General features: G+C 39.4%; 25 protein-coding genes. 22 read left to right on the top strand and 3 right to left on the bottom strand.

Annotation, left to right across the window (positions count from 1 at the left end; all coding sequences use genetic code 11):
* Positions 1 to 78: 78 nt before the first annotated feature.
* Positions 79 to 1,575, top strand: a complete 1,497-nt coding sequence (locus ABVJ71_RS13190; RefSeq protein WP_353854418.1) for a cell wall-binding repeat-containing protein — start codon at positions 79 to 81, stop codon at positions 1,573 to 1,575.
* Between the two features lie 137 nt (positions 1,576 to 1,712).
* Positions 1,713 to 2,285: a hypothetical protein gene (locus tag ABVJ71_RS13195; RefSeq protein WP_353854419.1), complete on the top strand. Its 573-nt coding sequence runs from the start codon at positions 1,713 to 1,715 to the stop codon at positions 2,283 to 2,285.
* 243 nt (positions 2,286 to 2,528) lie between these two features.
* Here the strand turns inward: ABVJ71_RS13195 and ABVJ71_RS13200 are convergent, their stop codons facing one another.
* A complete protein-coding gene (locus ABVJ71_RS13200) occupies positions 2,529 to 2,735 on the bottom strand; it encodes a hypothetical protein (RefSeq protein ID WP_353854420.1) in 207 nt (68 codons plus the stop codon).
* Between the two features lie 203 nt (positions 2,736 to 2,938).
* Here ABVJ71_RS13200 and ABVJ71_RS13205 point away from each other — a divergent pair, with 203 nt between their 5' ends.
* The 10 genes from ABVJ71_RS13205 (at position 2,939) to ABVJ71_RS13250 (ending at position 14,056) form a co-directional block, all read left to right on the top strand.
* Entirely contained in the window at positions 2,939 to 3,598 is a 660-nt protein-coding gene (locus ABVJ71_RS13205; protein ID WP_353854421.1) for an exopolysaccharide biosynthesis polyprenyl glycosylphosphotransferase, read from the top strand.
* An 18-nt stretch (positions 3,599 to 3,616) separates the two neighbouring features.
* Positions 3,617 to 5,068 carry an MOP flippase family protein gene (locus ABVJ71_RS13210; RefSeq protein WP_353854422.1) on the top strand — a complete coding sequence of 484 codons (1,452 nt, stop codon included), beginning with the start codon at positions 3,617 to 3,619 and terminating at the stop codon, positions 5,066 to 5,068.
* Positions 5,065 to 6,249, top strand: coding sequence for a glycosyltransferase family 4 protein (locus ABVJ71_RS13215; protein WP_353854423.1), 1,185 nt, complete (start codon positions 5,065 to 5,067; stop codon positions 6,247 to 6,249). The genes ABVJ71_RS13210 and ABVJ71_RS13215 overlap by 4 nt, the downstream gene beginning before the upstream one ends.
* A gap of 75 nt (positions 6,250 to 6,324) precedes the next feature.
* Positions 6,325 to 7,662, top strand: a complete 1,338-nt coding sequence (locus tag ABVJ71_RS13220; protein WP_353854424.1) for a UDP-glucose/GDP-mannose dehydrogenase family protein — start codon at positions 6,325 to 6,327, stop codon at positions 7,660 to 7,662.
* A gap of 14 nt (positions 7,663 to 7,676) precedes the next feature.
* Positions 7,677 to 8,606 carry an NAD-dependent epimerase/dehydratase family protein gene (locus ABVJ71_RS13225; protein WP_353854425.1) on the top strand — a complete coding sequence of 310 codons (930 nt, stop codon included), beginning with the start codon at positions 7,677 to 7,679 and terminating at the stop codon, positions 8,604 to 8,606.
* 39 nt (positions 8,607 to 8,645) lie between these two features.
* Positions 8,646 to 10,103 (top strand): O-antigen ligase family protein, encoded by a 1,458-nt coding sequence (locus ABVJ71_RS13230; protein WP_353854426.1) that lies wholly within the window; start codon positions 8,646 to 8,648, stop codon positions 10,101 to 10,103.
* 72 nt (positions 10,104 to 10,175) lie between these two features.
* Complete coding sequence (locus ABVJ71_RS13235) at positions 10,176 to 10,853, top strand: hypothetical protein (RefSeq protein WP_353854427.1); 678 nt, start codon at positions 10,176 to 10,178, stop codon at positions 10,851 to 10,853.
* 27 nt (positions 10,854 to 10,880) lie between these two features.
* Complete coding sequence (locus ABVJ71_RS13240; RefSeq protein WP_353854428.1) at positions 10,881 to 11,636, top strand: glycosyltransferase family 2 protein; 756 nt, start codon at positions 10,881 to 10,883, stop codon at positions 11,634 to 11,636.
* Between the two features lie 19 nt (positions 11,637 to 11,655).
* Positions 11,656 to 12,852 (top strand): glycosyltransferase, encoded by a 1,197-nt coding sequence (locus tag ABVJ71_RS13245; RefSeq protein ID WP_353854429.1) that lies wholly within the window; start codon positions 11,656 to 11,658, stop codon positions 12,850 to 12,852.
* Between the two features lie 136 nt (positions 12,853 to 12,988).
* On the top strand, positions 12,989 to 14,056 hold the full coding sequence (locus ABVJ71_RS13250; RefSeq protein ID WP_353854430.1) for an MraY family glycosyltransferase: 1,068 nt from the start codon (positions 12,989 to 12,991) through the stop codon (positions 14,054 to 14,056).
* A 36-nt stretch (positions 14,057 to 14,092) separates the two neighbouring features.
* On the opposite strand, the gene ABVJ71_RS13255 is transcribed toward ABVJ71_RS13250, so the two are convergent.
* Positions 14,093 to 15,181 (bottom strand): LCP family protein, encoded by a 1,089-nt coding sequence (locus ABVJ71_RS13255; protein WP_353854431.1) that lies wholly within the window; start codon positions 15,179 to 15,181, stop codon positions 14,093 to 14,095.
* Entirely contained in the window at positions 15,166 to 15,834 is a 669-nt protein-coding gene (locus tag ABVJ71_RS13260; RefSeq protein ID WP_353854432.1) for a YigZ family protein, read from the bottom strand. The genes ABVJ71_RS13255 and ABVJ71_RS13260 overlap by 16 nt, the downstream gene beginning before the upstream one ends.
* A gap of 221 nt (positions 15,835 to 16,055) precedes the next feature.
* On the opposite strand from ABVJ71_RS13260, the gene ABVJ71_RS13265 reads away from it, so the two are divergent.
* The 10 genes from ABVJ71_RS13265 (at position 16,056) to flgK (ending at position 24,428) form a co-directional block, all read left to right on the top strand.
* Complete coding sequence (locus ABVJ71_RS13265) at positions 16,056 to 17,231, top strand: sensor histidine kinase (protein ID WP_353854433.1); 1,176 nt, start codon at positions 16,056 to 16,058, stop codon at positions 17,229 to 17,231.
* 64 nt (positions 17,232 to 17,295) lie between these two features.
* On the top strand, positions 17,296 to 17,985 hold the full coding sequence (gene degU / locus ABVJ71_RS13270; protein WP_008348273.1) for a two-component system response regulator DegU: 690 nt from the start codon (positions 17,296 to 17,298) through the stop codon (positions 17,983 to 17,985).
* A gap of 212 nt (positions 17,986 to 18,197) precedes the next feature.
* Positions 18,198 to 19,040: a DegV family protein gene (locus ABVJ71_RS13275; RefSeq protein WP_353854434.1), complete on the top strand. Its 843-nt coding sequence runs from the start codon at positions 18,198 to 18,200 to the stop codon at positions 19,038 to 19,040.
* Between the two features lie 371 nt (positions 19,041 to 19,411).
* Complete coding sequence (locus ABVJ71_RS13280) at positions 19,412 to 20,554, top strand: DEAD/DEAH box helicase family protein (RefSeq protein ID WP_353854435.1); 1,143 nt, start codon at positions 19,412 to 19,414, stop codon at positions 20,552 to 20,554.
* 64 nt (positions 20,555 to 20,618) lie between these two features.
* Positions 20,619 to 20,906, top strand: a complete 288-nt coding sequence (locus ABVJ71_RS13285) for a late competence development ComFB family protein (RefSeq protein WP_353856671.1) — start codon at positions 20,619 to 20,621, stop codon at positions 20,904 to 20,906.
* A gap of 232 nt (positions 20,907 to 21,138) precedes the next feature.
* Positions 21,139 to 21,573, top strand: coding sequence for a phosphoribosyltransferase family protein (locus ABVJ71_RS13290; protein WP_353854436.1), 435 nt, complete (start codon positions 21,139 to 21,141; stop codon positions 21,571 to 21,573).
* A 56-nt stretch (positions 21,574 to 21,629) separates the two neighbouring features.
* The gene (locus tag ABVJ71_RS13295; RefSeq protein WP_353854437.1) at positions 21,630 to 22,049 is read left to right on the top strand and encodes a TIGR03826 family flagellar region protein; all 420 of its coding nucleotides are present in this window, start codon (positions 21,630 to 21,632) and stop codon (positions 22,047 to 22,049) included.
* A 79-nt stretch (positions 22,050 to 22,128) separates the two neighbouring features.
* Positions 22,129 to 22,392 (top strand): flagellar biosynthesis anti-sigma factor FlgM, encoded by a 264-nt coding sequence (flgM, locus tag ABVJ71_RS13300; RefSeq protein WP_353854438.1) that lies wholly within the window; start codon positions 22,129 to 22,131, stop codon positions 22,390 to 22,392.
* A 17-nt stretch (positions 22,393 to 22,409) separates the two neighbouring features.
* Positions 22,410 to 22,892: a flagellar protein FlgN gene (locus tag ABVJ71_RS13305; protein WP_353854439.1), complete on the top strand. Its 483-nt coding sequence runs from the start codon at positions 22,410 to 22,412 to the stop codon at positions 22,890 to 22,892.
* 15 nt (positions 22,893 to 22,907) lie between these two features.
* Complete coding sequence (flgK, locus tag ABVJ71_RS13310) at positions 22,908 to 24,428, top strand: flagellar hook-associated protein FlgK (protein WP_353854440.1); 1,521 nt, start codon at positions 22,908 to 22,910, stop codon at positions 24,426 to 24,428.
* The last annotated feature ends 3 nt before the right edge of the window (positions 24,429 to 24,431 follow it).

The raw sequence follows: 24,431 nt of genomic DNA on the forward strand, positions 1-24,431 counted from the left end.
CTCGGCAGCTTTTTTTGTAAAGTGTTCATTGAAGTTGGTTCTAAGGTCTGAAGGGTCCATTCTAAGGAGGGTGACTTCATGCGTTTTGAAATCAAATGGCTTTTACTTACTGTCATCGTGTTATGCTTGTATACACCACCTGTATTTGCTCAAAATACGGCGATAAGAATTGATGGGAACAATCGTTATGAAGTGGCGGTGAATACAGCGAAAAAAGGCTGGTCTACTGCTTCTACAGTTGTTCTTGTAGGGGAAGATGCATACGCAGATGCACTAAGTGCTGTCCCTTTTGCCTATCAACAAGATGCCCCCGTCCTATTAACGAATGCCGGCAGTCTTTCAGGAGCCACTAGGACAGGCCTTCAGCAATTGAAAACGAACCGTGTCATCATACTTGGCGGAACAGCGAGTGTTTCTGAGAAAGTTGTGACGCAACTAAAAGCCATGAATTTATCAGTATCACGTATTACTGGAAAGAATCGCTATGATTTGGCTCTTCACATTGCAAAGCGAATGAAAAGTGCTGATGTAGCTGTCATCGTTAACGGTTCTGCCTATGCAGATGCAGTGGCGATTGCACCATATGCAGCAAAACAAGGATATCCCATTTTATTAACAGATGAGCAAGGGCTTCGTCATGAAACGGCAAATTTGTTAAAAAATAGAGCGGTGAAACGAACCATTGTGATCGGTGGGGAATCCAGTGTCAACAAAACGGCCTTTGGTCAGCTTCCTTCGCCAACAAGAATCAGCGGAGCCAATCGCTATGAGGTTGCAGCTCGAATAGCTAAGACATATCCACTGAAGACAAGTCATACGTATATGAGTAATGGCTATGCCTATGCGGATGCCGCAGCCGCTGCAAGCATTGCGGCCAAGCAGGGGCAAACGCTTCTTCTCACGAACGATCAAACGGTGCCAAACGCAACAAGAAGCATCATAGGGGCTAAAAAGATATCGACATTTCATGTGTTAGGTGGTACATCAACAGTTAGCACAAATGTCATCTCACAGCTAAAAAATCCAGTTTTAGGTCAAACGATTTTCATCGATCCAGGTCATGGTGCACAGGATGCTGGGGCGATAGGGAATGGTTTGCTCGAAAAAAACGTCAATTTAGAAGTAGGATTAAAACTACAAACGAAGTTAAATCAAGCTGGTGCTCTTACTGCCATGTCAAGAACATCTGATACATTTGATTCTCTTCAAACACGTGTGAGAAAGGGAGCGAATGCCAATGCAGATGTGTTCATTAGCATTCATGCAAATGCGAACGATAACAGCAGTGCGAATGGAACAGAAACGTATTACGATACCTCATACGCCGCAACAGACAGCTTAAAGCTAGCGCAGAGAATTCAACCAAGGATGGCTAATGCACTTGGCACAAGAGATCGAGGCGTAAAAACGGCAGGTTTCTATGTTATTAAATATTCCAAAATGCCAAGTGTATTGCTGGAGACTGGCTTTGTCACAAGTCCAATTGATGCCAACGTGTTAAAATCCTCGACGAACAAATCACAGCTGGCATCTGGGATTGCGAATGGGGTATCAACTTATTTTGGGACAAAATAAAAACGGTGCTTCGTATGTCAAGTTAAAATTATATTTTATTTCAGGTTATTTTTGTTATAATTGAAACATAAGGTGGATTTTTTACATGTTTACCTGCCATCGACAGCAAATCGACAAATCATGAAGAGGTGACAATATTGAAAAAAGTAATTACGATGCCGTTTCTTATATTACTTCTAGGTGTACTGCTTACAGCATGCGGCACAACAAATCAATCAAACGACAGTACTACTAACCGCAGCAAAAAAGAAACATCTGAAGCCACTGATCAGAAGGAAGAAAACGGATCAGATCAAACAAATGAAGAGAAGTCAGCTAATGAAAAAGCAGACGATCAAAGCAAAGAGACGAATGCTCAAACGGATGACCAATCAGGTCAATCCAATAACGACTCAAAAGAAAGCTCAAGTAAAGAAATCAAGAAAGAAGAAACAACCAACAATCAATCAAAATCAGAGTCTAAAACGAAAAAAGAATCCATAACAAATAAGAAAAATGAAGTCACCAAGGAAGGCACATATGTCGGTTTGGCTGATGGACATACAATTGCAGTGAACATTGACGGGAAAGAAGTAGCCATTCAATTTGGCAATACTTTCTCTAAGCAAGTGAATAACTTAAAAGAGGAATCAAAAGTAAAAGTCACTTATACAAAAGATGCAAACGGAACACTTAGACTGAAAACAATAGAATCAGTGAAGGCAAAATAAAAAAAGTACCTTGGAATGGGGAACGGGACTGCCCGCATAAAGTGAGTCAAACATAAAAAGCCTAAAGCAACCAGTGCGCTCGGATACAATACCGGAGCGCACTGGTTTCATTTTTTTTTGATAATAGAATTGAATGTCTTTTTCAATGAGCTTGTCCTTCAACCTGTTCCTTTAATTAATCTCGTTCTCCCTCCAGACTTTTAAGCGTTGTCTTAAGGTATCCAATAAAAGGATTGTCTGCCTTTATATTTTTGCCTCTTTGATCTTCAAAAGACTTGCCCTCACGGTACTTCGAAGACCTAATTCTTCAGATAACGTGTGATAGCTTTTATTTCCTTCTAAATACAGTTTGACAGCCTTCATTTTAAATTCTTTCGTATCGAAACTGTTTTCCTTTTTGCGCCATGAAAAACCCCCTCCACCTATACGTGTATCCAAGAGTTTTTCCATTTTCTAAGTAAGAGAGAATCATACCAGAATTGCGGGTCTTTTTTACGTATAAAAGGGCATAATCTTGATATACGTGCACATTCTTAACACACTTTTACAAGACTTAACAACGCATTTACATTTGCTTAATGTTGCTCTGATAAACTGACTTTCATAGAACATCTCTTTACACAACAACTATTTGAATGGTGAGGTGCAGGTCAGTGAGCGCAGAAAAAGCGATGAATCTTTACAGAGAATTTGAAGTGAGACGAAATCACTCTTTTGCCTTAACAGAACATATGGTTCGCTATTTATTTGCAAAGCGTTTCATAGATTTAGTTTTCTCGTTCATCGGATTGATTTTGAGTACGCCAATCATTTTGCTTTTCGCCCTTTTAATTAAGTTAGAAACACCAGGGCCAGCCTTTTATATGCAGGAAAGGGTCGGGAAAGACGGTGTTTACTTCAAATTATGGAAGCTTAGATCAATGAGAACCGATGCAGAAAGCGGTGGGGCGAAATGGGCACAAAAAAATGATCCACGTATCACAAAAATTGGAGCTTTCATTCGAAAAACAAGAATTGATGAGCTACCACAATTTATCAACGTGTTAAAAGGAGAAATGAGTATTGTCGGGCCAAGACCGGAAAGACCTATGTTTACCGCAGAATTTAATCGAACCATTCCAGGTTTTACAAAAAGGCTGGCGGTCAAGCCGGGTCTGACAGGTCTTGCTCAGGTAAATGGAGGATATGAAATGAGTCCAAGTGAAAAATTATCATACGACTTACAGTATATTCAAAACTTGACATTTTCTCTCGACACGAAGATTATGGTAAAAACGTTAAAAGTAATTATGACTGGAGACGGAGCCAGATAAGTAAAGTAGGGAAGAGAAATGGCAAGTATAAAAAATCGCATGTTAAGTGGTGCGAAATGGACAAGCTTGTCCGCGGTGATCATTACCATCATCCAAATCGGACAGTTCGCCTTTTTAGGAAATGTGATGTCGCTCAAAGAATTTGGACTCGTTGGCATGATCACAACCGTCACAATATTTACGCAGATCTTACTTGACTTAGGAATCGGAGCGGCGATTATCCAAAAGGAACAAGCAACTGATCGCCAGTTATCTACATTATATTGGATGAACTTATTAACAGGGGTCGTATTGTTTTGTCTACTCATCCTTGTAAGCCCGATCATTGCCGCCTTTTATTCTCGACATGAACTAGAAGGTCTACTCAAACTATTATCTATTATGTTTCTGATTGCGCCAATCGGTCAGCAATATCAGTACATGCTGCAAAAAGACTTAGCGTTTAAGACATTAAGTACAATTGAAACCATTGCGAATCTTTTGTCGCTAGTTGTTTTGTTCGTGCTTGTCTTTTTGATCAATCCAATCGTCGCTTATGTCATGTCTCAAGTGGTTTTGCAATCAGGAAAAGGTCTATTATATGCAGCGGCTTATTGGAAAAAGTGGCATCCATCACCGGTCTTTGCATTAGGGGAAGTGAAAGAATTTTTCTCGTTCGGTGCCTTTCAGTTGGCGTCTAGGCTCGTCAATCGAGCAGGCTCTAACATTGACATGATTTTAATTGGCCGGTTTCTTGGGGCAGAGGCGTTAGGTATTTATAGCTTGGCTTATCAAATTGTGACGATACCTGTGCTGAAAATTAATCCGATTGTGACGAGAGTGGCATTTCCTGTGTTTTCAAAAAGTCAGCGTGACCACTCGGTGCTACGTGAAGGTTTTCTGAGTATGACGAATATGCTAGCACTCATTAGTTTTCCATTATTAATCGGTCTTGTTGCCGTATCAGATAGCTTTATAGAAGTCGTGTTTGGAGAGAGATGGCTAGTGGCTGTTCCTGTCCTAAATATTTTATGTATCGTAGGTCTTCTTCGTGTGTTGATGAATCCAAACGGTTCCATTCTTCTTGCAAAGGGAAGGGCGGATTTAGCCTTTTATTGGGATACGGGCATGCTCATTGTATATGGATGTGCGTTATATGCAGGAGTAAGGTCAGGCAATCTAGTCACAGTGGCATGGATTTATTCAGGTGTCAGCTTACTGAATTTTCTTGTTGGGAGGTGGCTCATGGCCCATGTCATCCAGCTTGAAATGAAGGTGTACATGAAATCGCTCTTAAAGCCTACTGTGATGACGCTATTAATGGCTGTATGTGCATTTGCTGTTCATCAAGGGTTAAAGCTGACTCTTGCAAATAGCCTAATTCAATTAATACTGACCGTTTTTTTAAGCGCTGCTTTATACAGCCTGCTGTTTTTAAAAATGTATCCACGGATTGCAGGCAAACTATTGAGAAGAGGTCGTTCGTCATGAAGGTTCTATGGCTGACAAGTGTATATCCAAGTGAGAGGAATCCGAGTGAGGGTGTATTTCACGAAACACAAGTGCAGGAGCTTCTCAAGCAAGGAATAGAAGTGACAGTCATTTGTCCCAATCCTGTGAATCCGCCCATTTTACGGATGCTAAAAGCATCCTATCGCCAGAAAAGAGAAGTGCCAGAACAGGAATTGAGAGGTGGCGTGACCGTTTACAGACCACCGTATACAGCATTGCCTGGTCAACTGAAATGGGCTCAGCCGAGTAAACGAATAGCGGCTGCTGTACTTCATACGATTCAGCGTCATCAGCTATCCCCTGATTTCATACACGCGCACTTTTCCATGCCGTCAGGAGGAGCTGCCGCTGTCATTCAAGAGGAGACACAAATCCCATATGTTCTTACCTTGCATGGCAGTGATGTTAACGTGTATCCGCATTATAGCAAAGGGGCTTTCAAAGCCTTTGAGACAGCGGTGAAACAGGCATCTGCTGTATTCACAGTGAGTCAGGAGCTTGCGGAAAAGACAAAGGAAATGACGAAGGTGGACGCTCAATTCCTTCCACTTGGTATCCCGCTCAAGTCATTTTCCGATAAGCGAGAGAAGAAAGAAGAAATAAGGAAGCAGTTAGGTTTGCCTCTTCACGACAAACTGGTGGTGTTTGTTGGCCGCTTAGTCAAAGAAAAAGGGCTATTTGAACTAGCTGATGCTGTCAGTGGGATGAGCGGTGTGAAGGCGGTCTTTGTGGGAAAGGGTCCAATTGCAAAGGAACTCACTGAACGGGCAGGTTCATCCATTTTGCTTCCCGGACAAGTGCCGAATGAAAAGGTGAAGGATTACTTAATGGCAGCTGATCTATTGGCTCTTCCTTCCTACAGTGAGGGAATGCCGACAGTTGTGCTTGAGGCGCTAGCCTTAAAAGTGCCTGTCATTGCAACAAGAGTTGGTGGTCTCACATCATTATTTTCCACATATCAACACCTGCTCATTGAGCCGCGTTCAACGAGTCAGCTAAAAGAGGCCATTCATGCCTATCTTTATGAAAATAAATGGACTGAGCAAGTGAAGAACGATCTGTATCAAATCGTTCATACGCAATACTCATCATCACAAAATGTCCAGCACCTCATTGAACAATATCAAGATGTGCTGAATCGATCAATATCCATTGTTTAAACATGATGAATTGTGCAAAGACTAATAGATAAACAGTTTGGAACGGTCAATATGCTTTTACTGAGAGGATGAAGAATGTTGAAGAAAATTGCTGTGATTGGAACAGGATATGTCGGATTAGTATCGGGTACATGTTTTGCTGATATAGGAAATCGCGTCATATGCTGTGACATAGATGAAACTAAAATCAACAGCCTTAAAAGTGGTATCGTTCCGATTTATGAGCCGGGCTTAAAGGAATTAATTGAGAAGAATACGGAAGAAGGCAAACTGTGCTTTACTACAGATATTCCTGCTGCGATTCGAGAATCAGAGATTATCTATATTGCAGTCGGAACACCAATGACAGCGCAGGGGGAAGCTGATTTAACTTTTGTGAAAACGGTCGCTCAAACAGTTGGTGAACACCTAAATGGTTACAAAGTGATTGTCAATAAAAGTACAGTACCTGTTGGAACAGGGCGTCTTGTCAAAGCCATCGTAGAAAAGGCATCACGTAGTAAATATCCTTTTGATGTTGTATCAAATCCAGAGTTCCTTCGTGAGGGCTCTGCGATTCGTGACACAATGAATATGGAGCGGGCAGTCATCGGATCTACGAGCACTCATGCATCGAATATCATTAAAAAATTGCATGAACCATTTCAAACAGAGATAGTTGAAACCAATTTAGAAAGCGCAGAGATGATCAAATATGCCGCAAATGCCATGCTCGCGACGAAAATCTCGTTCATCAATGACATCGCAAACATTTGTGAGCGAGTAGGTGCAGACGTTGAAAAAGTCAGCGAAGGTGTTGGATTAGACAGTCGCATCGGGCATAAATTTTTAAAGGCAGGCATTGGCTTTGGGGGTTCTTGCTTCCCGAAAGACACAATGGCTCTTCTCAAAATAGCAGAGACAGCGGGCTATCGGTTCAAGCTGATAGAATCCGTTATCGAAACAAATAACAACCAAAGAGCACACCTTGTCAGCAAACTAATGAGTGTGTTCGGTGAAATTAAAGGAAAAACCATTTCCGTATTAGGGCTCGCATTTAAACCAAATACAAACGATATACGATCAGCTCCGGCATTAGATATTATCCCAATGCTGAGAGAGCTTGGTGCTTTTGTGAAAGCCTATGATCCGATTGCTTATGTGGAAGCCGAAAGAGAGCTTGGTCCGCAGGCAGTCTTTAGCAACGATCTCTATGAAACAGTCAAAGATACAGATGCTTGTCTCATCTTAACGGAATGGGATGAAGTGAAAAAGATGGATAAAGAGCAAATCAAGCAACTTCTTCGATCACCAATTTTAATTGACGGAAGGAATTTGTTTGAACCAGCAGAAATGAAAGAAAGAGGATTTATTTACCAGTCTATTGGCCGCCCAGGCGTATGGGAAGCAGAATTGGTATCTAAGGCACAATAATAGGGGGAGCTTGGATGAAGAAAGTATTGGTTACTGGGGGCAGCGGATTTATTGGTTCACATACGGTTGAGACATTAATAGAAAAAGGTTACGAGCCCATCGTGCTTGATAACTTTTCAACAGGATCTCAGCAAAACATAGCACATCTTCCCGTTCAATGCATTGAGGCAGATATAACAAATCCGGAAACAATAGATGTGATAAAACAAATGGCCCCGGATTATATCATTCACCTTGCAGCACAAGTAAGTGTAGCAGTATCCGTGGAAGATTTCGTATATGACGAGGGAGTCAACATAAAAGGCTCTCTTCACGTCATAAAAGCAGCTGCTGAAATAGGTGTCGAGAAAGTGGTGTTCGCCTCATCGGCAGCTGTCTATGGAAATCCTCTTTATCTTCCAGTTGATACAGCCCATCGATTGCAGCCAAGTTCGCCCTACGGTTTATCAAAGTTAACGGTTGAACGATACTTAGAAATGGCGAAATCGCTCTATGATGTAGATTATTGTATTTTGCGATACAGCAATGTGTATGGTCCGCGCCAAGATGCTCTTGGCGAAGGCGGTGTTGTCTCTATTTTTGCTGACAAGTTTGTAAAACATGAGACGCCATACATTTTTGGAGACGGGGAACAAACAAGAGATTTTATTTATGTAGGTGATCTCGCAGCAGCAAATGTAGCGGCTTTAACAGCCCAATCAAACGTTTGTTTAAATATCTCATGTGGTCATTCCATCACAGTAAATGAGCTGTTTCAAACGATGAAGCATGTCACGAGATCTCATCTTGAACCGATTTACAAGCCACAGCGTGCGGGAGATATTGTGCACAGTACATTGGCGAATGAGGAAACAAAACAAGTCTTAGCATGGGAGCCTGTCGTTTCTTTACAAGAAGGTTTGGCTCGTACCATCTCCTACTATGAACAGGAAGTAAAGGCTTAATCCCTCAAATCGGATGGATGGCTTAGGAGGGAAACAGGTATGAGTGTGAAACAAACAGCATGGCAAATCATGATTGGATGTATTCTTTTAGTTGCAGGGATATGGCTTGTACAAACAGCATCAATGCAGCCCATTGGGTTAAAGAAGATGATGGCAATTCCTATTCTACTTGTCATATTGGCGGTAGTTGCTGTTTTGATCAAACGATACATGAATGGTGAACAAATATGGATGTCAGCCATTTATCTTCTCATTGCATTCACATTTCTCAATAATGCATTCTTTTCAATAAGTGTCGGTTTCTTTAGTCTTTTTCTTTATCGCATGATGCTCATCTTAGTCTTTGCCTTATTTATTTGGCGGATGAGAGAGAAGGGGACATACATATCGCAGTGGCAGAATATTCGAGTGAAAGGTATTCTCGGGTTTTTCGCTGCATGGTTTCTTTATGGGCTCCTCTCACTGCTGTGGGCTCATTCAGTCACAGATGGCTTAAAGTATATGTCTCTTTTAGCAATGGGGATGGGCTTTGTCTTTATCGTTGTCATGTACATCCAACGTATGGATCAGCTCGTGACATTTTATAGCATCTGGCTAATTATGACAGTATTTGTCATGGGGATCGGGTTCTATAACCACTTTACCTTAAACCATTTGCCGAATACATCATTGTATCTTGGCCCAGTGTATAAACAGCACTATCCCACATCCGTTTTCTTTAATCAAAATGACTTTGCGACGTTTTTATCTATCAGTTTTTTCTTATATTTTGCCTGCATGCGTCAAATGAAAAACGGATATGTCAAAGCATTTGGTTTATTGGGTGCGATCTCAGCTCTTTATCTCATTTTATTAACCGAATCACGTGCCAGCTTACTGGGAGTATTTGCGGGAGTTGCTGTCTATGTGTGGCTACTCATGCCGCGCCTTTTGAAAAAGTGGTCTCTCGTGGCACTATGCGGACTCGGTGTGGTCTTTATCGCTGTCTTTTCAGCCAAGATTTATTCCGTCTTTTATGATTTGTTTCTTGCTTCACAAGTGGCACATTCTTTTAGTGAACCACTCCCGTCCAACATCGCTAGAGCGAATTTAATTAAAAATGCATGGCATTTCTTCGCAAATTCATATGGCTTCGGGGTAGGTGCGGGAAATGTTTCGTATTACTTAGCCCACTTTTCGATCTTTGATACAGATCAAGTCGTTGAAGTGCACAATTGGCTGTTAGAGATCATGACGAACTTCGGATTTGCGATGATGCTTGGCTATATCTCAGTGTACGCCTATCTCATGGTGACACTTTACAAACAATACCAAATGGCAGATACAAGATCAGCAAAAATGATCATTGAAGGTTTATTTGCTGCCATGCTTAGTTTTCTTGTATCAAGTATCAGTCCAAGTTCCGTCTCGAATCTATATTTTCACTGGGTGTTTTTAGGGCTCGTGATCGCAGCGGTGAATATGTTGAAAAATAAACAGCGTTTAAGGTATTGGTAAAATATGTGTGATGATCGGCTTGTATGGCAACACTAGAAAAAAGGCAAATACGCAAATGTTGGGAGAATGAACATGTCTGGTTTCATTTTAAGAATAGGCAAGCGAATCAGAAAGCACATCGTATGGATGATTTTGCTGCCTGTGTTATTAGCAGCTTTTGGTTTCTTTTTCGCAAAAGGGACACTGGAACAGTCGAGTTATACCGCATCTGTCACTCTTACACTTGGTAAATACGACGATGCAGTGTATAACAACATGGAAGAAGTGATGTCTCTATTAAAAAGCGATGCGTTTCTCAAACAAGCACTCGGTGATGTAAAAGAAGAGGAAAGGCAAGATGTGAAAAGCCGCCTCATTCTCACCAATCAATCAGATACTCAATTACAACTATCGTTTACAGATGCCGAAAATGATCGTGCCCTTGCTGTTGTGAAGCAGATGTCTGATACGTTTTTAAAACAAGACAAAACCTTATTTACAAAAAGACAGCAAGTCATTGAAAAAAGATTATCTGCTCTTGAAGATGAGCCTGTCAGTAATGACTCCAAGGTAGATAAAGAACGATTCTTATATGAATTGGAGTCTACGAAGCTCGGAATGAAACAGGCAAAGATTGTCGACCCAGCTCAGTTACTTGATGAAGGCAACAAGGGCATGTCAGCGAAAAAGCGTGCATTGCTTGGACTTGTCATCGGCTTTAGCATCTCATTGTTGTTTGCTGTATTACCTGAATTGTTCAAAGAATCTTAATGATGAAGAACTGGAGATGAGTCTTAGGTGAACAAACAACCGTTAGTATCAATCATTACACCGGCGTATAATGCGGAACGTTATTTAACGGAAACAGTTCATTCCGTCCTTGCTCAAACCTATTCAAATTGGGAGATGATCATCGCAGATGACTGTTCAACAGATGGAACTAGGAAGCTTTTAGAGGAATTAAGTCAAATGGATGACAGAATCAACGTCATTTATTTAGAGGAAAATGGCGGGGCCGCCATTGCTAGAAATGCAGCAATCAAGCAGGCAAAAGGACGCTTTATCGCCTTTTTAGACAGCGACGATAAATGGAAAAAGACGAAACTCGAGAAACAAGTAAACTTTATGCTGTCAAATGGTCATGCATTCACATTCACAGCGTATGACGTCATTGCAGAAAATGGAGAACCATTACAAAAAACAGTCACTGCACCTAGCCAGTTGAATTACAATGAAGCGTTGAAAAATACAATTATCGGTTGTTTGACTGTGATGCTGGATCGTGAACAAGTGGGTCTTATTGAAATGCCGAACATTCGAACAAGACAAGATTTGGCGACATGGCTGTCTATTTTAAAAAGAGGGTTTACGGCTTATGGAATGAGTGAACCGCTAAGTGAATATCGCATTGTTGGAAACTCAATCTCTAGTAACAAATGGAAAGCAGCTAAAAAAACTTGGTTTGTCTACAGAGAAATTGAGCAGCTTCATTTTGTCAAAGCGTCTTGGTGTTTTATGCACTATGCCACTAATGCGGTGAAGAAGCGCTTATAAACAAAAGGGAAAAAAGGTGATGAAGGTGAAAGCAGACTCGATCATACATGTTATCGTAGCGACAGGAGAATGGGGACAGGATGGTCTGAGATATAGGCGGCATCGCTTAGCAGAATTTCTAGCTTCTGATCCAGAAACAAAAGAAGTCATTTGGGTATGTCCGTCTAAAGCCCGGCATACAGAATCCTTTCAACCCATAACAGATCGAATGAAGCAATTCACGATCTCTGATGTGCTCAAGAGCAAACTTTTTCGTTTCGGTCGATATCAAGATATATTTTATATTCATAAACTTTCCCCTCTTCTCGATCACTTGAGACAGGAGGAAAAAAAGGGAGTATCTGTTTGTCTATGGTATACCTTCCCTGGCTTTCCGCTCTTATCTTCATTATTTGAATGGAAACATATTGTGTACGATTGTAGTGATCTTTGGGGAGAGCCAATTAGTGGAAAAAACAACATCCTGTCTTATATGAGACAGCGTGTCATTGTGAAAGCAGAGAATCGAATTATTAAATATGCGCACAGCATTACATGCTCTTCGGAGTATTTACATGATCAAATCAAAAAGCGGCTGATGGGCGAACCGAAAGATGTGTTCACGGTAGAAAATGGTGTGGAGTACGATGTATTTGCTAAAAATAATCTACCTAGTAAAGAAGATGTGTTAGAGGGAAGAAAAGGAACGGTTCTTGGCTTTATCGGAGGAATTAAGCCGAAGCTCGATTTTGAATTGATTGAGCAAGCTGCACACATGCAGCCAGATTGGACATTTTTATTTGTCGGTCCAGATGGAACAAATGGAGATCCATCTTTTCGCCATGCGCTCAAATTGCCCAATGTCATTTGGACAGGGGCTGTTGCTCCAGAAGAAGTGCCTGCCTATATGCAACTGATTGATGTAGGCATGATGCCGTATAAACAGTCTCCTTATAATAAAGCTGTTTTTCCGTTAAAACTATTTGAATTTTTAGCTGCAGGAATACCTGTTGTCGGTTTAAATCTTCCGTCAACGGAAAGGCTAAAAGAAAATGATGTGTATGAATATTTAGATGGCGAAGATCCTGCTGCCTTCGTAGAAGCCTGCCTGAAAGTGATCAGCAAAAAAGACGATATAACCTATCGACATCTAAGACAAAGCCGAGCAAAGAAAAAAGATTGGCATGCGCTGTTCACAAACATGGTGGAATTAACGAATATTAAAGAAAACGCATAATTCCATTCAGGGATTGTGCGTTTTTATTTGTTCCTTCTTCATGGGAGGAGCTTGTGATCATCCTATATTCAATTGTATAATGAAAAGAGCGGCCAATATACAAAATACAGATTTCAATTTAGAAGGAGACTGAACTATGGATTACGAACGCGCCTTAATAGCGTTTTTTGTCTCTCTAGCTACAGTTTTAATTGTGACACCAATCGTCAAAAAGTTTGCAATTAAGATTGGTGCAGTGGACCAGCCGAATAAACGAAAAGTTCATGATAAAGTGATGCCTAGAATGGGTGGTTTGGCAATTTTTATTGGAGTAGTGGCTGGATCATTAGCAGGCGGGCTGTTTCTACATAATAAAATTACAGCTATTTCAGTTGGTGCCGTACTCATCGTCATTTTAGGTATATTTGATGATAAATATAATTTAAGTGCAAAATTCAAATTTCTAGTACAAGTACTCGTTGCTTGTTTGATTGTAAGCACGGGTTTAAAAATGGACTTTTTCTCTGTTCCTTTTTTAACAGACAGACTAGAGCTAGGGTGGATGGCGTATCCTCTGACTGTGTTATGGATTGTCGGTATTACAAATGCGATTAATTTAATTGACGGTTTGGATGGACTTGCTGCCGGTATTTCCGTTATCGGTTTAACGACCATTGCAGTAATGGCATTTTCTGCTGACAAAGTACTGATCCTTTCCTTATCACTTGTTGTCATTGGCAGTACAATTGGTTTTCTTTTTTATAATTTTCATCCTGCAAAGATTTTTATGGGGGATACAGGTTCGTTATTTTTAGGGTATATGATTTCAGTGCTGTCGCTTTTAGGTTTATACAAAAGTGTCACTTTATTTAGTGTTGTTGTTCCTGTGATTATTTTAGGTGTGCCGATTTTTGATACAACCTTTGCGATTATTAGAAGAATATTGAATAAACAGCCGATTTCGGCCCCTGATAAATCTCACATTCATCACAGACTGATGGCTTTTGGTTTGTCTCATCGAATGGCTGTCATTGTGATTTACATGATTGGCTTGGTCTTCAGCATAAGTGCGATTCTGCTATCAAGTGCCACCATTTGGTTGTCGCTGATTATCATTTTTTTACTTGTCATGTTTATGCAAGTGATTGCAGAAATCACTGGTTTGGTCAACGAAGAGTTCAAACCTTTTACGAAATTCTATAAACGTATGGTCAAAAGAAACTAAAAAAACAGCCCGTTTCATAGGAAGCGGGCTGTTTCATCATTGTGTCGATGAATTTGTACGAGAAGTCGTTGAATCCGTTGTTCCTGTTTCACCAAAAGAATCAGTCTGTGAATTTGTTTCAGTTGATGGTTCAGCAGGCAGCTTCAAATGGGCTCTTAACTCATTTTGCACTTTGGCCAAATTGGTTTGATCTGGTTCAAAGAAGTACGTGCGATTTGGTCCTAAATAAAGGTCAGTTCCTTTAATTGAGAGTGTTTCTGTGTCGTCTCCTTTGAAACCACTGTAGATTTGCTGAAGAGCAAGTCCCTCTGTGATACGGAAGTTGGTTGTGATATGATCGCTCACTTCTTTTGCGATATTATCCACATTAGCAATGTTATTTGGTTTCGACATTTGATCAATCATTGCACGTAAAATTTGTTTCTGGCGATCGTTACGCCCGAAATCACCACGCGGGTCCTGTTTTCTCATACGAGCGTAAGCCAATGCTTCTTCCCCGTTTAAATGCATCGTTCCTTTTTTAAAATAAATCTTTTTTGATTTTTTGACGTCACTTTTTTCATTGAAGTCAAATGGAACATCTACATTAATTCCTCCAACCTCATCAATGACATCTTTGAAGCCGTCAAAATCCACGGTTGCATATTTGTCGATTGGAATATGCAAGAATTGTTCGACAGTTTCAATCGTTTCGTCTTTTCCACCTTTAGCGAAGGCTGCATTGATCTTTACTTTCTTTCCTGTTGGGTCACTTGCAAGCTGTACCCGTGTATCACGAGGAATACTGACCATCTTCATGGTTTTATCCTGAGGGTTGATTGTTGCAACTATGAGTGAATCTGAACGACCATGTTCGTTGTTTGTAGCATAATCCTCAATTCCAACAAATAGAACAGAGAAAGGTTTTTTCTTAATATCAATAACAGCGTCACGGAGCTTAGATTTTTCACCGCGATTTAGTTCATCATATGTTTTGTCAGCAGCTTGAAGTGTATTGACGATTTTATATACTGCAAATCCGCCTAGGCAGATGAAGAGAAGCAAAAATAAAACCAAAATACGTTTGAAAATCCTTTTCTTCTTGCTCTTTTTCTTTCGTACGCGCACTCTTACTCGTTGTGCCATTCATCTGTCTCCTTTATCGAACCAATGTCCTTTTCTAAATAAGTAAGTTCGCCTTCCTTTGTAACACTCTTTCCATTTGTAAGCTCTGTCATCCATTCAATAAAATAATCTGTTTGCGTTTCTTCTACATAAGTCTCAAAAATAACGTCTTTTGCATAATGTATCTCTTTTAGCTGAAAAGATGAGGCTCTAAGCTCATTCTCTACCTTTCCTAGCCATGTATAATCTATTGTTGTGTGCATTGTACGCATTAAACAACGTTCAACAATACCGACGTGATTTAATGCTTCAGATACAGATTTTCCGTATGCTCGGATCAAGCCGCCGGCACCTAGTTTAATACCGCCGAAATAACGAGTCACAACAACGACTGTATCTTTAAGCTTACGTTTTTTTAACACCTCAAGCATTGGCACACCGGCAGTACCGCTTGGTTCACCATCATCATTTGCCTTTTGAATCATGTCATTTTCACCAATGAGATAAGCTGAACAATTATGTGTGGCATTCCAATGTTGTTTTTTAATGGACTGTATAAATGCTTGTGCTTCTTCTTCTGAGACAGCACGTTGTATATGACAAATAAAACGTGATTTTTCAATGACGATCTCATGCTCGCCACGACTTTTTACTGTAAGATAGCGATTCAGCAAAAGACATACCCTCCTGACTAGTAAATTGTAAGTCTAGAGAAAATTTGCATTGGTTTTAGAATTTTACAGCGTATTTTGTTATGATGAAGGGAGCGGAAAAAGGGTTGTCATAAAAACTTCATGATTTATACGCATTCTCTCATTATAATTCGACATAAAATGCAGATCAATGACATTTATAATAAAAAAAGATGACATCACTGTTACGGGAGGGAAGAGCCATGACAACAGCAAAAATGGATCCGAAACTGTTGGATTCAATCATCATGAAAATGCTAAGTACAGTGGATGACAGCAAGGACGAAGTATTTAGAATAGGCGAGCAGTCCCGTCAGCAATATGAAAGCCTAGTAGAAGAGCTCAAGCAAATCAAGCAGCAAGTGAACGAAGTGATCGACTTTGGGGATAAACTAGAAGTCCATACGAGGCATGCCAGAAACCGTTTATCTGAGGTCAGCAGGAATTTCAACAAATTCAGCGAAGATGAAATTAGAGAAGCTTACGAAAAAGCACATAATCTTCAAGTAGAACTCACCATGATACAGCAGCGTGAAAAACAGTTGAGAGAAAGAAGAGACGATCTTGAAAGACGATTATTAAGCTTACAAGACGTTATCGAACGCTCTGAAACACTTGTCAGTCAAATCACTGTCGTTCTCAACTATCTCAATCAAGATTTACGTCAAGTGGGCGTTTTGCTTGAAGATGCCCAAGCAAAACAAGATTTTGGTCTAAGAATTATTGAAGCCCAAGAAGAAGAACGCAAAAGAGTCTCAAGGGAAATTCATGACGGTCCTGCACAAATGCTTGCAAACGTGATGATGCGTTCTGAATTAATAGAAAGGATTTTTAGAGACCGCGGTACAGAGGAAGGCTTTAAGGAAATTAGAAGTCTTAGACAAAATGTTCGAAATGCACTGTACGAAGTGAGAAGAATCATTTATGATTTAAGACCGATGGCTCTAGATGATTTAGGTCTCATTCCAACATTAAGAAAATACTTAAACACAATTGAAGAGTATGATGGGAAAACAAAGATTACATTCCAATGCATTGGTGATACAGAAAGTGAACGAATTCCCTCTCAATTCGAGGTGGCACTTTTTAGACTAGCTCAAGAAGCTGTAACAAATTCTTTAAAACACTCTGAGGCAGAGGAAATCTCTGTAAAAGTAGAAGTAACGAAAGACTTTGCCACATTAATTATCAAAGACGATGGAAAAGGTTTTGATATGAAAGATGTCAAAACGAACAAGAACAAATCGTTTGGTTTACTTGGCATGAAAGAACGCGTAGACTTACTAGAAGGTAAAATGACGATTGACTCAAAAATAGGTCTAGGGACATTCATCATGATTAGAGTGCCATTAACATTACAAAATAAAATTGTAAAATAGAGCCAAAAGACATATTGACCATAAAGATCAGGTGTAGAACAATAAACATGGGGAGGCGTAGCTTGTGACTAAAGTAAATATTGTAATTATCGATGATCACCAATTATTCCGTGAAGGTGTCAAACGGATTTTAGATTTTGAACCTACTTTTGAAGTAGTTGCAGAAGGAGACGACGGTGACGAAGCTGCACGTATCGTAGAGCATTATCATCCGGATGTAGTCATTATGGACATTAATATGCCGAATGTAAATGGAGTAGAGGCAACAAAGCAGCTAGTTGAGCTTTATCCCGAATCAAAAGTCATTATTCTATCTATTCATGACGATGAAAACTATGTAACGCATGCATTAAAAACAGGGGCAAGAGGCTACCTGTTAAAAGAAATGGATGCAGATACACTCATTGAAGCTGTTAAAGTAGTAGCTGACGGAGGTTCTTATTTACATCCGAAAGTAACTCATAATCTAGTAAATGAATTCCGGCGCTTGGCAACTAGTGGTGTTTCCGCACATCCTCAGCATGAGGTATATCCGGAGATTCGTAGACCATTGCACATCTTAACAAGACGTGAATGTGAAGTACTCCAAATGTTAGCTGATGGTAAGAGCAATAGAGGAATCGGTGAATCGCTCTTTATTAGTGAGAAAACAGTGAAAAATCACGTGAGTAACATTTTACAAAAGATGAATGTAAATGACCGTACACAAGCTGTTGTAGTGGCTATTAAAAACGGCTGGGTAGAAATGAGATAATATTCCGGACAAGCACTCCTTTTTCGACTGTTTCGGTTTTCTCACGTCGTTTAATTGTGAGAAGGTATTTGCGATACAAGGAGTCTTTTGCGGAGAAAATGGCTTGCCTATTGATTAGGCAAGCTTTTTTGATTACTATTATAAATCTAATGAAAACCAAAGGTTTTTTTAAAAAAATGGAAAACAGTAACGGATAAGGAAGGTATTTAAGAATGAAAATAGCCGTTGTAACAGACAGTACTGCTTATATACCGCAAGAACTACGTGACGCACATCAAATACATATGATTCCCCTTCATGTTATCTTTGGTAGCGAATCGTATCGAGAAGAAATAGAGATGGACTGGAAGACGTATTATGAAGAAGTAAAAAAACATAAAGATCTTCCCACAACCTCTCAGCCCGCTTTTGGTGAATTAGTAGACTTATATGAAAAGCTGAGTAAAACTTACGATGCTGTCATTAGTATCCATCTTTCAAGCGCAATCAGCGGAACCTATCATAGTGCAGTCACAGCGAACGATATGGTTGAAGGGATTGACATTTACCCTTTTGATTCGGAAAGCAGCTGTATGGTTCAGGGCTTTTATGCATTAGAAGCGGCAGAAAAAATTCAAGAAGGAGCTCTCCCCGAAGAGGTCATTGCACACTTAAATCAACTGAAAGAAAATGAACGAGCATATTTTATGGTAGACGACTTAACTCATTTGCAAAGAGGCGGCAGACTAAATGGTGCGCAAGCCTTTATTGGAAGTCTCTTAAAGGTAAAGCCTATTCTTCATTTTGACAATAAGCGAATTGTACCTTTTGAAAAGATTCGTACACGTAAAAAAGCCATTTTGCGTATTTTGGAATTATTTGATGAAGATGCAAGTCGTGGAGTCCCTATGAGAGCAGCAATTATCCATGCAAATAGAGATGAAGAAGCAGATGAATTGGTTGCGCATTTATCAGCGAAATATCCTCATGTAGAATTTTATAAAAGCTACTTTGGTGCTGTTATTGGTACTCATCTAGGCGAAGGATCAATTGGTCTTGGCTGGGTAATAAGGTAGATTTAAAAATCCTCTTTTCTATTAGAAAAGGGGATTTGTTTTTCCATTTTTGTAGTTGGACGAAAGGGCAAGTCTTCGTACATAATAGGCAAACATCAATTGAAAGGTGTTTGTTTGAAATGAATATGAGTAAAGCAATGGAACTTAGACAGCAACTACAATCGAGACATCTGCTTACTTTTGAATGTCGCTGCTCACAGCTCAGTCTTGATAGGCTGGAGGAACAGGGCTTAATAAAATGGACTCCCGCTATTGAGATTGGGTCGAACGGTTTTAGATGTTGCCGGTGCGGTGTGTCAAATAAGCGATATTTTGCCTTCTCACCATGTGAAAATTGCAAAAAAGAATGTGTGTACTGCAGATCATGTATCATGATGGGAAAAGCAACAGAATGCAATGCTCTTTATGAATGGGTTGGTCCGAATTGTGATGAAACATTCCAAGCAACATTAACATGGAAAGGAGAGTTGTCTAAAGGGCAAAAGAGAGCATCTGAAAAGATCATTGAAGCAATAAAAAGCAGGTCTGACTTATTAATTTGGGCTGTTTGTGGAGCAGGGAAAACAGAGGTTCTTTTTCATGGGATTGAGTATGCGTTAAATATAGGTCGGCGAGTATGTATCGCAACGCCGAGAACAGATGTTGTACTTGAACTCGAACCGCGGATTAGAAAAGTATTTCAAGGATTGAATATCGCTGTGCTTTATGGTGGGAGTCCTGAGAGATTTCAATTAGCGCCACTTATGATCACTACAACACATCAGCTTCTTAGATACAAGGATGCTTTTGATGTCATAATCATAGATGAAGTTGATGCATTTCCTTATTCAATAGATGAGCGTCTCCAGTTTGCTGTAAAAAAGGCCATTCGTAAAAAAGGGGTCAAGATATATTTAAGTGCCACACCATCTCGAAACATGAAAAGAGATGTTTCTAATGGACAATTAGAAGCTGTGAAGATCCCTCTTCGTTTCCATCAACAACCTTTGCCTGTCCCGTCTTTTAAATGGATAGGGCAGTGGAAGAAGAAGATAAAAAAGAAACAGTTGCCGTCTGTTGTGACGAAGTGGATACAACATCATATCAAAGAAAAGAGAAGAATTTTACTTTTTGTTCCTTCGATCGCCATGATGAAGGAAGCAACGATTATTCTTCGAGGGCTTCACTTAAATGTAGAGGGTGTTTCTGCTGACGATCAAGATAGAAAATTAAAAGTCAAACGATTTAGAGAGTATGCATACGATGTACTTGTTACAACGACTATTCTAGAAAGAGGTGTGACCATTCAAAATGTTCAGGTGGGTGTATTAGGTGCAGAATCTACTATTTTTACAGAAAGTGCACTTGTTCAAATTGCTGGAAGAGCAGGTAGGCATCCTCAATATTCTAAGGGAGATGTTTCTTTTTTTCATTTTGGTGTAACGAGAAATATGAAACAAGCTAAGAAGCATATTGTACAAATGAATCAAACGGCTATGAGCGAGTTTTCTGAAAAAAAGTGTGGGATCAACTAAATCATGGTACTTTATATTCATAATACACAAATGGTAGGAGAGAGATGCTTTTTAATGCAAAAAAATACGACTAAAAGAATCACTCTATCAATATCTCAACCAATTAAATATGATTTGTCATTGTGAAAAGTGTCTGGAAGATGTATTAGCCATTTTATTAAATCAAGTAAAACCACAATATATAACAGACATAGACAAGATATCTTACAGTAAATCGGAGATGGTGGATAAAAAAAATACAACTATACTGACCATTCTTATAGGAGCGGCCTCAAAAGTAACAGCTTATCCGAGATGCGCCATTCAACGAGCGGCGAATAGGGAGAGATTATTTGATTTGTCCAATCTGTGACGGGCATTTTGTAACTGCTTTTACATGGAAATCTTTACTGCTATCAGATCAAGACTGTATATGTCTGGCATGTATAAATCGTCTCGAGAAGATTCATGATCCTATTTGTCCCAAATGCGGAAGAGCACAGACAAGTGATCAATTATGCCAAGATTGTATCCGTTGGAATGAAAGAGCTGATTCTACTGAAGTTCTTGTGAAAAACAGGTCTGTTTATGCCTATAACGATTTTATGAAAGACATTCTGGCTCGTTTCAAATTTCGAGGTGATACTGCTTTAGCTGAGCTGTTTAAGCAAGATGTTCAAGCAGCATTTAAGCGCTCGTTTTCAATGAAAGACCATTTACTAATTCCAATCCCTTTAAGTAAAGAGAGATTAAAGGAAAGAGGATTCAATCAATCTGTTGTGCTGGCTTCCTTACTTGGTACGCCTATGACTCAGCCACTCGTTAAGAGTCATCAAAGTAAGCAGTCTAAGAAGAGTAAGAATGAACGTTTATATCAAACTGGGTTATTTCGTTTGGAGCAACCGGATACGATAGTTAGAAGGAATGTTATATTAATTGATGACATCTATACAACGGGTGCTACAATCTATGATGCGGCAAGAATTTTAAAAGATTCAGGTGCGAAAAGTGTTTCCTCTTTTACGTTTATTCGCAGTTAAAAATAATGATAATCAACCGATAATAATAGAAGAATATAATGTAAGGGGTTTTGGTTATGAATCAATTGGCAAACTGTCCACAGTGTAATCAGTTATTTTTGAAAACGACCATCCAAACGGTTTGTAACAAGTGTTTTGAAGAAGAAGAGCGTTCATTTGATATCGTTTATAAATTCTTGCGGAAGCAAATTAATAGACAATCGACAATTGCTGAAATAGTAGAAGCAACAGAAGTAGCTGAGGAATTAATTTTAAAATTTATTCGATTGAAAAGACTTCAAATTAGTCAATTTCCGAATATCAACTATCCTTGTGAAAGATGTGGCAAACCGATTAGGAAAAACAAGCTATGCAGCCAATGTGAACAGGATATTCATTCTCAAATCAGTCAAATGAACCGAGAAGAGGCACGTAAAAAGGAGATCGAATCTAGAAAAAAAGACACCTATTATGCCATTAATCCTAAAAATGACTGATTCCCTAAACTAAGTTGCAGTTTGGTCGATAAAATAGATAGAATCAAGATAGACTGTAACGGAAAGCGAGAGGAATCCCGTGAAAATTAATCGATATGGAACACAACCAGTAAATCCTTACAAGAAAACATATGAGAAACAAACGTTGCAATCGAATCAACCAAAAACAACCGATAAAGTAGAAATTTCTAAAAAGGCAATCGAAATGCAAAAGGTGCCAAATTTAATGAAAGAACGCCAAGAAAAAATAGAGCAAATTAAAAAAAGCATTGAAGCTGGGACATATCAAGTTGATACAAAAGGCATCGCTGATAAAATGCTGAATTTTTATAAACAACAATAATAAAAGGAGTAGCGTGAATGTCAGTTAAAATAATTATTGAAGAGCTGCATCGTCTCTATGGATTACACGAACAGCTTCTAAAGCTGTCTAAGGATAAAACAGACATTCTGAAAAGTAATGAGATTGATGCTCTTTCAGAGATTCTAAATCTTGAGCAAAAATATATTCAGGCCATTTCTCAACTAGAAGAAAAGCGGATTGAAGCTGCGGTTCAATTTTTACAGAATGATCAATCACCGACGATTACTGCGTGTATTGAAAAGGCTGAAGGTACGGATAAAGAGGAGCTCATTTCGCTATTTCAGAAATTAAATGACATCATGGTGGAACTGAAAGATGCAAATGAATTAAATAAACAGCTCATTCAGCAGTCACTTCAATTTATTTCACTGACATTCGATCTCGTTAACCCTAACAAAGACAATATGAATTACGGACAAAACGGTCTTGGAAGTTCGAAGCCTAAACAGCATATGGCTTTGTTTGATTCAAAGGCGTAATCAAGGAGGATACCAATGGGTTCTACATTCATGGGTTTAGAAACAGCAAAAAGAGGAATTACAGCCCAGCGTGCAGGGCTGTATGTCACATCAAACAACGTGTCCAATGCAAATACGGATGGCTATTCAAGACAGAGAGTTACTTTTAAATCAGATAACCCTTATCCAGTTATTTCTGTGTATGACGGCAAGACCTATGGACAAATGGGAACTGGTGTTCAAGTTGGAACCGTTGAAAGAATTAGAGACAGCTTTTTAGACCTTCAATACAGAGGTCATAATAACAACATGTCTTACTATGCAGCGAAGTCTGATGCCCTTTCACAAATGGAAGGAGTCATGAATGATTTAACAGATGAAGGCTTAAACAGAGCTTTTGATAATCTTTGGAAATCATTACAGGTCCTTTCTGAAACGAAAAGTGCAGATACAGCATCTGCACGTACTGTTGTAAAAACGAGTGCACAGGCTTTGGTAGATCAATTTCGCCTACTAAATTCTTCTTTAACAACAATACAAAAGAATTTGAAAACAGAGCTTGATTCAACTGCAAAAAATGTAAACACACTCTTGACTCAAATTGATGAAGTGAACAAACAGATTGCAAAGGTTGAGCCAAATGGGTACCTTCCAAACGATCTTTATGACACGCGTGATGCCCTTGTAGATCAACTATCCTCTCTTGTTGATATTAAGGTGAGCTACAACCAATCTGGTGGAAATGCGCTGAAAATTGCTGAAGGTACTGTCAATATTGACATCATAGGTGCAAATGGACAATCTGTTGGAACCATTCTGAACGGCATTACCAACGAAAAGTCTGAATTGCAGATCTCCTATGACAATACGACAGGTCTTGTAGATTCTCTTCAATTCGGAACAACGACAATTGCAGCAGATCAATTACAAGTAAATGGTAAAGTGAAAGCACTTGTTGAGGCTTACGGCTACATGTCTAATGGAACTGAAAAAGGAATGTATCCAGAGATGCTTGCAGAACTAGATCTAGTAGCACAAGTATTCATGGATAAATTCAATGAAGTGCATAAACAAGGGTATACGTTAAATGGTGAAAACGGACAAAATTTCTTTGATATTGAGAATAATAATGATTTGAATAAAGGAGTAGCAGCTCGGATCAAGGTCAGTGATGAAATTTTAGCATCAACAGATAATATTGCTGCATCACTCAATCAAACTAAAGGTGATGGTTCGAATGCCACTCATTTAGCAAATATCCAAGACTTAAAACTATCAATTGGTGGAAACACAACGACAATTCAGGATTACTATCAGAACGTTATTGCTGAAATGGGTATACAAGGGAAAAAGAATAAGACGCTTGAAAGCAATTCAGCTGCCCTTGTCAGTTCGGCCAATGAACGTAGAATGTCGACTAGCGCTGTTTCAATTGATGAAGAAATGTCTAACATGATTCAATTTCAGCATGCGTATAATGCTGCGGCAAGAATTGTGACATTACAAGATGAAGTATTAGATAAACTAATCAACGGCATGGGTGTCGTAGGAAGGTAGGAA

The sequence above is a fragment of the Bacillus sp. Bos-x628 genome, from assembly GCF_040500475.1.
Taxonomy (GTDB): Bacteria; Bacillota; Bacilli; order Bacillales; family Bacillaceae; genus Bacillus; species Bacillus maqinnsis.

Excerpts from the sequence above, each read along its gene's own strand:
- ABVJ71_RS13190 (WP_353854418.1), top strand. The coding sequence starts at position 79 with ATGCGTTTTGAAATCAAATGGCTTTTACTTACTGTCATCGTGTTATGC.
- ABVJ71_RS13200 (WP_353854420.1), bottom strand. The coding sequence starts at position 2,735 with ATGGAAAAACTCTTGGATACACGTATAGGTGGAGGGGGTTTTTCATGG.
- ABVJ71_RS13210 (WP_353854422.1), top strand. The coding sequence starts at position 3,617 with ATGGCAAGTATAAAAAATCGCATGTTAAGTGGTGCGAAATGGACAAGC.
- ABVJ71_RS13215 (WP_353854423.1), top strand. The coding sequence starts at position 5,065 with ATGAAGGTTCTATGGCTGACAAGTGTATATCCAAGTGAGAGGAATCCG.
- ABVJ71_RS13220 (WP_353854424.1), top strand. The coding sequence starts at position 6,325 with ATGTTGAAGAAAATTGCTGTGATTGGAACAGGATATGTCGGATTAGTA.
- ABVJ71_RS13225 (WP_353854425.1), top strand. The coding sequence starts at position 7,677 with ATGAAGAAAGTATTGGTTACTGGGGGCAGCGGATTTATTGGTTCACAT.
- ABVJ71_RS13230 (WP_353854426.1), top strand. The coding sequence starts at position 8,646 with ATGAGTGTGAAACAAACAGCATGGCAAATCATGATTGGATGTATTCTT.
- ABVJ71_RS13235 (WP_353854427.1), top strand. The coding sequence starts at position 10,176 with ATGTCTGGTTTCATTTTAAGAATAGGCAAGCGAATCAGAAAGCACATC.
- ABVJ71_RS13245 (WP_353854429.1), top strand. The coding sequence starts at position 11,656 with ATGAAGGTGAAAGCAGACTCGATCATACATGTTATCGTAGCGACAGGA.
- ABVJ71_RS13250 (WP_353854430.1), top strand. The coding sequence starts at position 12,989 with ATGGATTACGAACGCGCCTTAATAGCGTTTTTTGTCTCTCTAGCTACA.
- ABVJ71_RS13255 (WP_353854431.1), bottom strand. The coding sequence starts at position 15,181 with ATGGCACAACGAGTAAGAGTGCGCGTACGAAAGAAAAAGAGCAAGAAG.
- ABVJ71_RS13265 (WP_353854433.1), top strand. The coding sequence starts at position 16,056 with ATGACAACAGCAAAAATGGATCCGAAACTGTTGGATTCAATCATCATG.
- ABVJ71_RS13275 (WP_353854434.1), top strand. The coding sequence starts at position 18,198 with ATGAAAATAGCCGTTGTAACAGACAGTACTGCTTATATACCGCAAGAA.
- ABVJ71_RS13280 (WP_353854435.1), top strand. The coding sequence starts at position 19,412 with ATGATGGGAAAAGCAACAGAATGCAATGCTCTTTATGAATGGGTTGGT.
- ABVJ71_RS13290 (WP_353854436.1), top strand. The coding sequence starts at position 21,139 with ATGAAAGACATTCTGGCTCGTTTCAAATTTCGAGGTGATACTGCTTTA.
- ABVJ71_RS13295 (WP_353854437.1), top strand. The coding sequence starts at position 21,630 with ATGAATCAATTGGCAAACTGTCCACAGTGTAATCAGTTATTTTTGAAA.
- ABVJ71_RS13305 (WP_353854439.1), top strand. The coding sequence starts at position 22,410 with ATGTCAGTTAAAATAATTATTGAAGAGCTGCATCGTCTCTATGGATTA.
- flgK (WP_353854440.1), top strand. The coding sequence starts at position 22,908 with ATGGGTTCTACATTCATGGGTTTAGAAACAGCAAAAAGAGGAATTACA.